Source organism: Niabella ginsenosidivorans (assembly GCF_001654455.1).
GTDB lineage: Bacteria > Bacteroidota > Bacteroidia > Chitinophagales > Chitinophagaceae > Niabella > Niabella ginsenosidivorans.
In genome coordinates this window covers 4,674,056-4,686,269 of record NZ_CP015772.1, presented here as the reverse complement: position 1 = coordinate 4,686,269, position 12,214 = coordinate 4,674,056, and the positions used below count along the sequence as shown (strand labels likewise).

At 42.2% G+C, this 12,214-nt stretch carries 12 protein-coding genes; 5 read left to right on the top strand and 7 right to left on the bottom strand.

What is annotated here, in order from left to right; all coding sequences use genetic code 11:
• The first annotated feature begins 10 nt into the window (after positions 1 to 10).
• The gene (locus A8C56_RS19845; RefSeq protein WP_067759955.1) at positions 11 to 1,267 is read left to right on the top strand and encodes a DUF1501 domain-containing protein; all 1,257 of its coding nucleotides are present in this window, start codon (positions 11 to 13) and stop codon (positions 1,265 to 1,267) included.
• Positions 1,268 to 1,610: 343 nt separating this feature from the next.
• Here A8C56_RS19845 and A8C56_RS19840 read toward each other — a convergent pair whose 3' ends face one another.
• The 6 genes from A8C56_RS19840 to mutY form a co-directional block, all read right to left on the bottom strand.
• Positions 1,611 to 1,838 carry a YtxH domain-containing protein gene (locus tag A8C56_RS19840; RefSeq protein ID WP_067759952.1) on the bottom strand — a complete coding sequence of 76 codons (228 nt, stop codon included), beginning with the start codon at positions 1,836 to 1,838 and terminating at the stop codon, positions 1,611 to 1,613.
• Positions 1,839 to 2,015: 177 nt separating this feature from the next.
• Positions 2,016 to 2,765: an ABC transporter ATP-binding protein gene (locus A8C56_RS19835; RefSeq protein WP_067759950.1), complete on the bottom strand. Its 750-nt coding sequence runs from the start codon at positions 2,763 to 2,765 to the stop codon at positions 2,016 to 2,018.
• Positions 2,766 to 2,767: 2 nt separating this feature from the next.
• A complete protein-coding gene (locus A8C56_RS19830; RefSeq protein ID WP_067759947.1) occupies positions 2,768 to 3,370 on the bottom strand; it encodes a DUF3109 family protein in 603 nt (200 codons plus the stop codon).
• Positions 3,371 to 3,439: 69 nt separating this feature from the next.
• Positions 3,440 to 4,792: a gliding motility-associated protein GldE gene (gene gldE / locus A8C56_RS19825; RefSeq protein WP_067759944.1), complete on the bottom strand. Its 1,353-nt coding sequence runs from the start codon at positions 4,790 to 4,792 to the stop codon at positions 3,440 to 3,442.
• A gap of 55 nt (positions 4,793 to 4,847) precedes the next feature.
• A complete protein-coding gene (locus tag A8C56_RS19820) occupies positions 4,848 to 5,249 on the bottom strand; it encodes a single-stranded DNA-binding protein (RefSeq protein WP_067759941.1) in 402 nt (133 codons plus the stop codon).
• 323 nt (positions 5,250 to 5,572) lie between these two features.
• Positions 5,573 to 6,637 carry an A/G-specific adenine glycosylase gene (mutY, locus tag A8C56_RS19815; RefSeq protein ID WP_067759938.1) on the bottom strand — a complete coding sequence of 355 codons (1,065 nt, stop codon included), beginning with the start codon at positions 6,635 to 6,637 and terminating at the stop codon, positions 5,573 to 5,575.
• Positions 6,638 to 6,798: 161 nt separating this feature from the next.
• On the opposite strand from mutY, the gene A8C56_RS19810 reads away from it, so the two are divergent.
• The 4 genes from A8C56_RS19810 (at position 6,799) to A8C56_RS19790 (ending at position 11,493) form a co-directional block, all read left to right on the top strand.
• A complete protein-coding gene (locus A8C56_RS19810) occupies positions 6,799 to 7,122 on the top strand; it encodes an HU family DNA-binding protein (protein ID WP_067759935.1) in 324 nt (107 codons plus the stop codon).
• A gap of 66 nt (positions 7,123 to 7,188) precedes the next feature.
• Positions 7,189 to 8,064 (top strand): tetratricopeptide repeat protein, encoded by an 876-nt coding sequence (locus tag A8C56_RS19805; RefSeq protein WP_067759930.1) that lies wholly within the window; start codon positions 7,189 to 7,191, stop codon positions 8,062 to 8,064.
• Between the two features lie 337 nt (positions 8,065 to 8,401).
• On the top strand, positions 8,402 to 9,955 hold the full coding sequence (locus tag A8C56_RS19800; protein ID WP_067759928.1) for an Rne/Rng family ribonuclease: 1,554 nt from the start codon (positions 8,402 to 8,404) through the stop codon (positions 9,953 to 9,955).
• A 434-nt stretch (positions 9,956 to 10,389) separates the two neighbouring features.
• Positions 10,390 to 11,493 (top strand): glycosyltransferase, encoded by a 1,104-nt coding sequence (locus tag A8C56_RS19790; protein WP_067759922.1) that lies wholly within the window; start codon positions 10,390 to 10,392, stop codon positions 11,491 to 11,493.
• Here the strand turns inward: A8C56_RS19790 and sixA are convergent.
• Positions 11,490 to 11,984, bottom strand: a complete 495-nt coding sequence (gene sixA / locus A8C56_RS19785; protein WP_067759919.1) for a phosphohistidine phosphatase SixA — start codon at positions 11,982 to 11,984, stop codon at positions 11,490 to 11,492. The genes A8C56_RS19790 and sixA overlap by 4 nt on opposite strands.
• Positions 11,985 to 12,214: the final 230 nt, after the last annotated feature.

The window sequence follows — 12,214 nt, the reverse complement described above, 5'->3', positions numbered from 1 at the left end:
ACTCAATACCATGAACAAAAAAAGCGCCTCTTTCTTAAATAAAAGTCATACTGGTTCCGGCCTGCTCATTAAGCGCAGGGATTTTTTATATGCAAGCTCTTTTGCAACGGCTTCATTGATGATGCCAAAATTCTTAAAGGCACTGGAAACACAGGCGGCAGTTCCACCAGGGAATAAAGTAGTAGTGGTGCTGCAACTCAGCGGCGGCAATGACGGATTGAACACGGTGATCCCCGTTCGCAATGATATTTACTACAGGTCAAGACCAGGCATAGGGGTGCAAAAAGATAAATCCCTGGCGCTGACGGATGAGGTAAGTCTGCACCCGGCGCTGATTTCCCTCAAAACGCTTTATGATGAAGGCAATATGGCAATTTTAAATAATGTAGGCTATCCCAACCCCGACCGTTCCCATTTCAGGAGCATGGATATCTGGCATTCTGCAAGTCAGTCCAATGAATACTGGAACAACGGCTGGATCGGAAGATACCTGGATGCACAATGTCATGGATGCGATAAACCCACTCAGGCCCTCGAAATTGATGATGTATTAAGCCTTGCCCTGAAAGGGGAGCAGAACAACGCGTTAGCCGTTAAAGACCCCAGGCGCCTTTTTGGAACATCGAATGAAAAATACTTCAGAGAAATGAACAAGAGTTTTCACACTGGTGATCATCATGATGAAAAACCGGTAGACTATTTATATAAAACATTAGCGGAAACATTATCCTCCGCTGATTATATTTTTAAGCAAAGCAGGCTGCATCCGTCAACGGGCAGCTATCCTAATACAGAGCTCGGAAACGGATTAAAGACAATTGCCTCGTTGATCTTTTCCGACATCAACACGAAAGTGTATTATATTTCATTAGGAAGCTTTGATACGCATGTAGGCCAGGAGGCACAACAGGCAAGGCTGTTTACACAGCTAAGCGATGCCGTGAAATCTTTTACGGACGACCTGAAAAAGAATGGCCGTATGGAGGATGTGCTGTTATTCACCTTTTCAGAATTCGGCAGGCGTGTGGCGCAAAACGCCAGTAACGGAACAGACCATGGTACCGCCAATAACATGTTTTTAATAAGCGGTGGCTTAAAGAAAAAAGGGCTCTTAAACCCGATGCCGGACCTGGAAGATCTGAACCAGGGCGATCTGAAATACAATGTGGATTTTAAGAATGTATACGCTACTGTGCTGGAAAAATGGCTGGCAGCAGATTCCGGTAAGATCTTAAAAGCGCATTACGATACCATGGATTTTATTTAATAAAGAGCTGCCCATGCCATTTAGATACTTTTAAATTTCGCCTGGAGAAGGTGAAGATATGCCAGGCTGAGGCAATCATAAAAGCAACGCTTTTATGATTTATGAAATGACAAGTAAGCTGGACGTTATCAAAAATGAATGTCATGGCGAGTTTTTGATAGGAGAGCTAATCAATGAGGTGATGACAAACCCGCTTATGGTCACCCTGAAGATGTCATCCAGGACTTGTTCCGGGATCTGTTTTTTGCAGCACAAATAAATGGATACCGGCTGGTTGCAACAAGGAAAAACAAAAACCCTGCGGCTTCATTGCGCAGGGTTTTCACCATTCGTTTAAGCAAAATTAAACGCTTTCTGCCTTTATGTTTTCTGCTTCTTCATGTACATAATCTTCAAGCTCATCAGCCCGGTCCTCAAAGCGGCCAGCCAGGTTATCAATAAAGTCAGCAAACTGATCTTTAAGGTCATTTCCTTTATCCGCTATGCGCTGGCGGGTAGTGGTTCCCTTTTCCGGGGCATACAGAATGCCTACTAAAAGACCAAGGGCGAAGCCTGTAATTAGCTTATTCATAATATTGTATCTTTAAGGTTTACAATTATAGTTGTTAGAATAAAGATACACAAATAACTATGCCAAAAAAAGGAATTACCGTATTAAATGACCGGGATGGTCAAAGTTTAACGAAAATGAACAGATTCTTTTATGCAAACAGGATCTGTAGCTGTCTGGCATCCTTCCGTTGGTAAATCAGTCTCTGTATGCCCTTCCTGTCAGCTGTAAAAAAAGTCCTTCCAATCCGTCCTGCTGGTGCTGCTCCAGCAGGTTGTTTAGTGTTCCCTGGGTAATGATGCCGCCTCCATCGATCAGGGCAATTTCTGTACAAAGATCTTCTGCTTCATTCAGCTGGTGCGATGTGTAGACAAGTGTGGTACCTGCCGCATTGATCTCTTTCAGAAAAGAAATGATGGCGTTGCGGGACTGTACATCAACGCCTACAGTAGGCTCATCCAGAAACAGGATGGCCGGCTGGTTCATTACGCCGATGGCAAGGTTTACACGGCGTTTCATGCCGCCGGAAAATTCTTTCAGCGGCCTGTTAGCCATGGCGCTCAACCCCATTACCTTTAACAGGTGTTGTGTAGTGCTTTTTATAGCTGTTTTTTTGAGACCGTACCAGGCACCAAAGAACTCCATATTTTCCGCAGGGGTCAGTTCTTCATAAAAAGAAAAGTCCTGTGGTACAAAACCAATAGTATGCTTTATGAATTCCTTATTGTTCTTTACTTCTGCGTCCAGCAATTTTACAGACCCGGAATAATAAGGGAGCAAGCCCGTCATCAGGCTCATTAAAGTGGTTTTACCAGCCCCGTTGGGCCCAAACAAACCAAAGCGGCTGCCTTTTTTTACCTTCAGGCTGAGCTCCTGTATAATTGGCCTGGAAGTCTTTTTATAGCTGTAGCTGAGTTTTTCTATTACCAATGCCTGCTGCCTGCTCATATTTATACCTGTTCGTTTGTTGCTGCTTCATGCCTGTTTGCCATCTGGTCCAGCACATCATAAAATTCCTCACCATATTTACGGATAATAGGCTCTTTCAGGAATTTATAAACAGGAACCTGTAAGGTGGCGCCCAGTGTGCAGGCCGGGCTGCATAATTTCTTCCTGGGCTCATAATTCAGGCGTTCATAATCGCCATGCTTTCCTTTATAGGCAATGATCGGGTAAAGATGGCAACTGATGGGTTTTTTCCAGGGAATAAGCCCTTCATTATAGGCCTGTTCAAAAGCGCATTTGATCAGCCCGTCTTTTTCCCGGAAGGCATAAACACAAATTTCGTTATCGCTGGGCAGGGTAGGCGTTACCCAGCCGAATTCATCATCAAATACGTATTTTCCCTTCTTTTCAATTTCCTTAACGGCCGGGCGGGTAAGATAAGGCTTAACTGTTTCATAATATTGCTCCACAATCTTCAGCTCTTCATTATTAAGAGGAGCTCCGGCATCACCATCTTCACAGCAGCCGCCTTTGCAGTGAGACAGGTCACAAACAAACGCGCTCTCAATAACATCGTCACTTATCAGTTTATTTTCAATAATGATCATGGCTGTTTTTTTACAAAAATAAGCACCCGCCTCCGGGTGCTCTTGATTTTTTATATGGAATGTGCGCTCTTAATCTTCCTTGCTGTGGGTAATCGTAATTTTTGCCGTTTTTACCCTGTTGCGTTCGGTTTCCATAACCGTGAATTCAAAGTCGCCGGTTTTTACCACGTCTCCCGCGTGAGGAAGCTCACCGGAAAGTTCATTGATCAACCCACCCAGGGATTCACTGTCGCCCCGCACTTCATCAAAGGTTTCAATAGGCAGCTTCATGGCCTTGCACATATCGTGCAGCATGGTGCGGCCTTCGAAAATGTAATTATTGTCGTCAATTTTATTGATCAGCAGCTCTTCATCATCAAACTCATCTTTTATTTCCCCGATAACCTCCTCAATAATATCCTCCATGGTTACGATACCGCTGGTACCACCAAACTCATCTACCACAACCGCAAAATGAATCCGCTTTTTTTGAAAATCAAGCAGCAGATCTTCAATCAGCTTGGTTTCCGGCACAAAATAAGGTGGCCGTATCTTTTCATGCCAGTCCTTTATAGGAGTACCATCCAGTAAATAAGGAATCAGGTCTTTGGTATTTAAAACACCGGCGATCTGATCCATATCACCCCTGTAAACGGGCAGCCTTGAATAATGCAGTTCCTCAACCTGCCGGATCAGTTCTTCAAAAGGGGTATTATATTCCACGCCGCTTACATACAGCCTGCTACGCATTACTTTCTTCACTGATATTTTTCCAAACTTTACGATGCCCTTCATAATGTTCTTTTCTTCAGGAGTTACTTCGTCTGTTTGGATATCAATAGCTTCATCCAGTTCCTGAATATTGGTCTCTTCTGCTTTATTGGCGCCAACGGTACGTCCAAAGCTATCCGCCAGCGCTACTGTCCACCGGCTGATGCGTCTCAGCAACAGGTAAATGAATTCAACGATCATGATCAGCACCGGCCACTCAAATGCAAAGCGCAGATTGTTTTGTGTGGCCCAAACACGGGGAAATATTTCCACAAGAAAGAGGATAGAAAATGCTATGAGCACAAATTTTAAAAAGATGCCCCATATCGTGTCCAGGTACTGCGCCGGAACATAATAGTTGATCAGGTAATTGGCCAGAACAATGATGCAGATGTTTACCAGTGTTTTTGCAATCAGCATGGATGTAAAAACCTCTTTTGGCTCTTCGAGCAAATTCAAAATTCTTTTTGCTGAAGTCTGTTGCTTGGTTTTTAGGACATCAATATCCTTTTCATCCAGTGAAAAAATGGCTGCCTGGGAACCTGCAATGGAAAATGAAATAATAACAAGCAGCCCTAATGCCACTCCTAAAAAGGTAGCATTCTGTATGCCTACAGGCAATTGCCCTTGCGCCATATCCGCTAAAAGAAATACGTTAGACAGGTTCTCCAAAATTTGAGTTTTCGTAAACGGGTTTTATATAGTTGATGCGGGCCGCAAATATCCTTTAAAACGGGTGCAGGTCAAAACCTTCCAGGCCTGTGCCCGCCTGTTCGTCCGGCGAGGGAGTTCCTTCTGCTTTTTTGTCAAGCATGATCAGGTTTTCACCAACCACCTCCGTAACATATTTTTTTACACCATCCTTATCTTCCCAGCTGCGGGTTCTCAATCTTCCTTCAATATAAACCAAACTTGACTTATGTAAAAATTTCTGGGCCAGTTCTGCCAGCCCTCGCCATAATACAACGGTGTGCCATTCAGTTTGGGAGATCAGTTTGCCGGTTCGGTCTTTAAAGGTTTCTGTTGTAGCCAGCGGAAATTTTGCTACCGCAATGTTTCCTTCTAATGTCTGTACATCCGGATCCTTTCCTAAATTTCCAATCAGCATAACTCTGTTAACGCCTCTCATAGTATATAATTCCTGTTTTTAATTACGAAGGTTCACACAAAATCCAACTAAAATTAATTTTTTTGGGTGGATAAACAAAACTTTTTAGTTGCCAGCCGCCAGTTATCAGGGAATCGGGTATTCGGAAACGGGGATTGAGATGCCCGATATCAGGTGTCCGGGCTTTTATATCTGCCATTGGCACTTCCATTAACCATTACTATTTGCTGAAGATGCAAAATTTGAAATATGAGAAAATAAGTTCTGATAGTTATCCGGATCAGTTTTCAGTCCCAGGCTCTATTGACTATCGACCATAAACTACATCCGGAGGTTCGCACTTACTATTCCCTACTTGCTAAAAACCGGTTCAGATATTGCGTAATGGTTTTGGGAAAGGGCAGGGTTTGTAAGACGGCAGGTGTTACCCATTGATAGTTTTTAAAAGCAGTATCCCTGGTTTTTGTTTTATAAGAGATGAAGACCGCTTTTATCAACTGATGGCTGAGCTTTTGTGAAAAAACGGGGCTGATGCAAGGCGTGGCTGCCTTATCCATCCAGCCATTTTGAACCGCTTTTTTAATGATCTTTCCTGTATCCGTTTCTGCATCTGTTTCTATTATTGGAAATTCGTAAAGGTGCTGCCATATATCCCTGCCCAGCCGCTCCCTTACAGGCAGTTGGTTCCTGTAAGCGGGCAGAAAATAATAAAAATAACGGGTACGTACAGCTATTTTCTTGCTTTTAACGGGAAGTGTTTCAATAAGTCCTTTTTGAAAGGCTACGCATTTATTCCGGAAAGGGCACTTATTGCAAAGCGGATTTGATGGCTTGCAAACCGTGGCGCCAAAGTCCATAATAGCCTGGTTGTAAAGTCCCGGCTGTTCTTTATCTAACAGTTTTTCGGCCAGAGCAGTAAATAATTTTTTTCCGGCAGTGGTATCAATGGGCTCCCGGATACCAAAAATCCTGGACAGCACCCTGAAAACATTACCGTCAATAACAGCATGGGGCAGGTCAAAGGCAAAGGATGCGATGGCAGCGGCTGTATACGGGCCAATGCCTTTTAGTTTTAAAATAACTTCATAGGTATCCGGAAATTTCCCGTTAAACTCCGTACTAACGGTTTTTGCTGTCTGGATCAGATTTTTGCAGCGCGAGTAATAGCCCAGCCCTTCCCATAGTTTAAAGACCTTTTTCTCTTCAGCATTGGCCAGATCGGTAACGGTTGGGTAATTTTCGATAAAATTATGATAGTACCTAAGCCCCTGTTCTACCCGGGTTTGCTGGAGGATCACTTCGCTCAGCCAGATCTTATAAGGGTTTTTTTCGCCTTTCCAGGGCATTTGCCTGTTATTCTGCGTTTGGTTCCAATGTAGTAAGATGCGATCAAAATTCCTGTAATTCAATGTGTTCTCAGTTATTTTTAGTAAATTACTTTAAATTTTTTCAAATTTTGTAAAGTTTGGATTAATAATTGATTGTAAATTAATTATTAAAGTTTTGCACACTTATTGCTGTAACTTTACAAAAACTATTAGGTATTGAACTACTCTTAATATCAAGAACTATGCGAAAAGCGGATTTAGTAAATAAGATTTCAGATAAAACGGGCATTCCCAAGGTGGATGTTCTGGTAACACTGGAAACTATGTTTAAAGAAGTTAAGGACACACTGGCTTCCGGGGAAAATATCTATATCCGGGGTTTTGGTAGTTTTATTACCAAAAAAAGAGCTGCTAAAATTGGCAGAAACATTAAGAAAAATGTGGCAGTCCATATCCCGGAGCATTACATTCCTGCATTTAAACCTGCAAAAGAATTTACGGCAGAAGTGAAAAAACTGGTAGAGCCGAAGCCGGATACAGGTCCCGGAGAGGATGCTGATGATTAGAATTCCACAAAAAAACTTCATTTTGTAGCCAATTGCAGTTACCTTTGCCATCCAATTTAAGGACAGGTGAAGAAACCTCAGGTTATAACTATAATTGTAGCAGCAATTGCTGTGGTGGTGCTCCTGGCATTTGGGCGTACGGCTCAGAAGCCGGGTACCCGGCCTGCTATGGCAATGAATGGTCAGAGCCAGGGAGAACCTGCTGGCGATCAACAGGATATGATTGCCGGTTTTTCTATTGATACGGTGCTTGCATTGTCAAAAAAAGAATTAAACCCGGACCAGGTATTACGCCTGGATCTGCTTGAAAAAAGCATTACAAGAGGCGATGTTAAGAAGCAGCAAATAGATGTATATCATCAATTGGCGCACTTCTGGAGAGATACGGCAAAGGCTTTTATACCCTTTGCCTGGTATACTGCACAATCCGCCCGATTGGAAAATTCCGAAAAAAATCTCAACTTTGCAGGCCAATTATTCCTGAACCAGCTGCCTCAGCAGGATAATGAACCGCAGCGTCATTGGATGGCTGAACAGGCTAAAGATCTTTTTGAAAAGGTGTTGGCTTTAAACCCGGCAAATGATTCTGCAAAAGTCGGTTTGGGCGCTACTTACCTGTATGGCGGACTTGGTTCCCCTATGGAAGGTATTGGAAAGATCAGAGAGGTTGTTGAAAAAGATAGTACCAATGTTTATGCGCAAATGACCCTGGCCACTGCTTCCCTTATGAGTGGTCAAAAGGAAAAGGCAAAAGAAAGACTGGCAACTGTTTTAAGCATTCAACCACAAAATCTTCAGGCCATTTTAATGCTTGGAGACTTATATGAGAAGGATGGAGATAAGAGCCAGGCAATTGAGCTTTACTCTAAAGCGGCAAAACTGGTTCAACGAAAGGATCTCAGGGGAGAACTGGAGAAGCGGATTGAAGAACTAAAAAAGTAAAACACATTTAATTTACAAATCATTTAAAAAATTTATTGAGTATGCCTTGTGGTAAAAAAAGAAAGCGTCATAAAATTGCTACGCATAAACGTAAAAAAAGATTAAGAAAAAATCGTCATAAGAAAAGAAAATAAGCTTACGTTTTTCTTTTAAGGCATTCGAATAACAGGTATACTTTTTATTACCTGTTATTCATTTGCTGTTTATCGGTTTTTAATAATGATGAGAGCATACTATTCTTCCTGCTGCCATTAAATTATTTCTTGTTGCCCCCCTCATTATTCTGCTAACCGGTTACTTTTAATACAATCAGGATGCGTACTCATGGTGGTTTCTCATGAATAAGGACCTTATTATCAATGCCACACCGGTGGGTGTGGATATAGCATTACTTGAAAATAACAAACTTGTAGAATTACACAGTGAAAAAACGGATTCTCAGTTTGCTGTTGGAGATTTATACCTTGGAAAGGTAAAAAAACTGATGCCGGCTTTGAATGCCGCGTTTATTGACCTGGGATATGAGAAGGATGCATTTCTGCATTACACGGATCTCAGTCCCTATGTAAAATCATTATTAAAGTTTACCCAGCAGGCTATGAAAGCCCAGGGTGACCAGATAATGGATTTTTCAAAATTTGAAATTGAACCGGAAATCGTAAAAACCGGAAAAATTACCGAAGTGCTCAATGGCAAGCCCCATGTGCTGGTTCAGATACTGAAAGAGCCGATTGCGGCTAAAGGACCGCGCCTGAGCTGTGAACTTTCCCTGCCGGGAAGGTATATTGTAATTACTCCGTTTAATAATATTGTAGCTGTATCCAAAAAAATCCACTCGGCTGAAGAACGGAAAAGGCTGCAAAAAATTGTAGAGGCGGTAAAGCCTAAAAACTTTGGCGTTATTGTTCGTACTGCTGCTGAAGGAAAAAATACAGCAGAGCTTTATGAAGATCTTACCAATTTGCTGAACTCATGGAAAACAATAGAACAGAACCTGAAAGGTGCTGTGGCCCCGGCTAAGATCCTGAGTGAGCAAAATAAGACCAACAGCATTTTAAGGGATCTGCTCAATGCCGATTTTAACCGGATTATTGCCAACTCAAAGAATATTTATACGGAGACAAGACAGTATCTCCAGAAAATTGCCCCGGAAAAAGAAGCGATTGTTTCTTTATACCAGGGTCCGGGCAGTATTTTTGATTCCTTTGGTGTTACCAAGCAGGTAAAATCGTCTTTTGGTAAAACGGTGAACCTGAACAGCGGTGCCTACCTGATCATTGAACATACGGAAGCCTTACACGTAATTGATGTGAACAGTGGATATAAAAATGTTGGGAATAACCAGGAACAGAACGCTTTAGCCACCAACCTGGAAGCGGCTGAAGAAATTTCAAGACAATTACGCTTAAGAGATATCGGCGGAATTATAGTGGTTGATTTCATTGATATGAAACTGGCTGAAAACAAAAGAGCTCTTTATGAAAAGATGGAAGAGTTCATGAAAACAGACCGCGCCCGGCATTCTGTGCTACCCATTTCCAAATTTGGATTGATGCAGATCACGCGCCAGCGTATGCGCCCGGAGGTAAACATCAATACACAGGAAATTTGCCCCACCTGCAACGGTACCGGAAAAATAAGCTCTTCATTGATCCTTGAAGATGAAATTGAAAAGAACCTCAATTATCTGATCACTCACAAGCATACGGGACTAAAATTGGTTGTAAACCCCATTATGTATGCATACCTTACCAGAGGCTGGTGGTTTAACAGCAAGCTGGCAAAATGGAACAAAAAATTCGGGCAAAAAATAAAGCTGGAATCCAATAGCGCCTACCAGTTAATTGAGTATCATTTTTTCAATAAAGAAGACGAGGAAATAAAAATGTAGGTTTCCTCCAATGTTCTGAAAAATGAAGGTGTATAAAACAACTTAACTGTAAGTAACGGCTTTCAAAAACCAGGTCTCAGTTTTTATTAATAAGAAAGTAAAAAGGCTTCAGGCGGGATCTGTTGATCGCGTTAACAATAGTCCTTCTTTTGCTGGTAATACGGTTTCGTTTTACCAGCTCGTGAGCCCTGCAAAAACTGGCATCATTATCTATAGATGCAACAATCTTATGAACAAGCTGCATCTCTTGCTTTAAGTATTCTTTGGTGAAACTTTCTTCCTTCAAAAGAAAAATAATATCACGGCTATAATCGTTCATTTTGAGTTCTGCCTGAAAAATGTGAATTTCACAATTCTAAAAATACTATTTTTTATAAAAAAACGCAATTAATCTTTTTAACTTTTGCCATATTATAACAGTTAAAGAGGGCTGAATGTTGGAGCATAAAAAGAAGAATATACTGGTGGCGCCCCTTGATTGGGGACTGGGACATACAACCCGTTGCATCCCAGTGATCTGCGAATTACTGAAACAGGGCGCACGTGTTTGGGCCGCTGGTAATGAGGTGCAATTGAGGCTGCTGCAGCAGGAGCTTCCGGATATTGAATATCTTCATCTCGATGGATATAACGTGCATTATTCAGCAAAAAAGGGATCTTTTTTGCGAACCATGGCAAAACAGACCCCGGCTATTTTAAAGGCGATAAAGCATGAGCGGGAATGGTTGCAAAAACTTATTCATAAGCAACCTATTGATGGCATTATAAGCGATAACCGTTTTGGGCTGAGTTGCCCGGGGATTCCTGCTGTTTTTATTACGCATCAGTTACGGATAAAAAATCCTCTGGGGAAAATGGCGGAAGGGCTTGCACAGAACATAAACTATAAATGGATCAATCAGTTTTCCCGCTGCTGGATCCCAGATGATGAAGCAGCTCCCGGACTGGCCGGTGCGCTTTCGCATCCTTTAAAAATGCCATCGGTTCCCTGTTCCTATATTGGCCCGCTGTCAAGAATGCAGCCTGCTGCTAAATACGAAAAGGGGGATCATATATTAGTGCTGTTATCAGGTCCTGAGCCTCAGCGATCCCTGTTTGAAAAAATAATTTTTAACCAGATGCCTCTGGCCGGCCATAATTTTGTAGTGGTACGGGGCCTGCCCAATGCAGGCGGGCCTTTATTACCGGTACTTGATCATGTGATCGTTTTTGATCATCTTCCCACAGATCAACTAAACCGGTACCTGTGCAGCGCTGCTGTTGTTATATGCAGGAGCGGCTACAGTTCCATAATGGACATCAGTGCAGTAGGTGCAAGAGCCATACTAATACCTACACCAGGGCAAACAGAACAGGAATATCTTGCCGCATTGCTGGAGCGGTCAAAAAAAGCGGTGATAAGCACACAGGAGCACTTTGATCTTGCAGCGGCGCTTTCCAGGGTAAAAACAGGCAATTATCAGATCAACAGCCCCGAAAACAACCAACTGCTGACCGGTGCTGTTGCTGCGTTCCTGGAAGACTGCGGGAAAAACTAATTTTCATCTTTTGGGGAGAGAACTGCCTCCAGGGATTTTGGCGCAGTTGCAAAATGATCCCAGTGATCTGTATCAATCCGCAGCACAGCGATGCCTGATGTAGGAATGCTGTTGATAGTTGAATGGGTGAGATCATTCACAAAATTGGTAACGCCGGGGTTATGCCCTACAATTGCCAGCGTATGAACGTTTTCATGCTGGTACAGCCAGCAAATGGTTTCTGAAATGGCCAGTACATCGCCCAGGTAGAGGCTTTCAAAATAACGTATATGATTGGCCATTACCCCGAAAACTTCTGCAAAATGCCGGGTTGTTTGCAGGGTTCTTTCTGAGGGACTGGAAAAAATTTTATCAATTTTATATCCGCCGGCTTTTAATTTTTCGGCCATCTGAATTGCATTCCGGTGGCCTCTTTCTGTAAGCTTGCGTTCAATGTCTTTACCCGATCCCTGTTCGGCCTTTGCATGGCGGATGATGATCAATGTTTTCATATATAAAAGAATATAGTAACTGGTTTATATATTTTAAATTTATGCAAGTTTAATTAATTAGAATGGTATAGACAGGGTTGCTTTTAACGGAAAGGCCATAAAAGCCGCAAAAAAGATGATGCAAATCATTAAACACCGGTTATTTATTTTATTGTGTTCTTTGAACATAATAAAATTTGTTTTTTGTTAATGAAATGTTATCTTACATCCTGTAACGAATGTTTTTAACT

What these genes read in the sequence shown, in the direction of transcription:
- A8C56_RS19830 (WP_067759947.1), bottom strand. Translation starts at nt 3,370, where the DNA reads ATGATCATTATTGAAAATAAACTGATAAGTGACGATGTTATTGAGAGC.
- A8C56_RS19810 (WP_067759935.1), top strand. Translation starts at nt 6,799, where the DNA reads ATGCGAAAAGCGGATTTAGTAAATAAGATTTCAGATAAAACGGGCATT.
- A8C56_RS19845 (WP_067759955.1), top strand. Translation starts at nt 11, where the DNA reads ATGAACAAAAAAAGCGCCTCTTTCTTAAATAAAAGTCATACTGGTTCC.
- sixA (WP_067759919.1), bottom strand. Translation starts at nt 11,984, where the DNA reads ATGAAAACATTGATCATCATCCGCCATGCAAAGGCCGAACAGGGATCG.
- A8C56_RS19800 (WP_067759928.1), top strand. Translation starts at nt 8,402, where the DNA reads ATGAATAAGGACCTTATTATCAATGCCACACCGGTGGGTGTGGATATA.
- A8C56_RS19835 (WP_067759950.1), bottom strand. Translation starts at nt 2,765, where the DNA reads ATGAGCAGGCAGCAGGCATTGGTAATAGAAAAACTCAGCTACAGCTAT.
- A8C56_RS19790 (WP_067759922.1), top strand. Translation starts at nt 10,390, where the DNA reads ATGTTGGAGCATAAAAAGAAGAATATACTGGTGGCGCCCCTTGATTGG.
- A8C56_RS19840 (WP_067759952.1), bottom strand. Translation starts at nt 1,838, where the DNA reads ATGAATAAGCTAATTACAGGCTTCGCCCTTGGTCTTTTAGTAGGCATT.
- A8C56_RS19820 (WP_067759941.1), bottom strand. Translation starts at nt 5,249, where the DNA reads ATGAGAGGCGTTAACAGAGTTATGCTGATTGGAAATTTAGGAAAGGAT.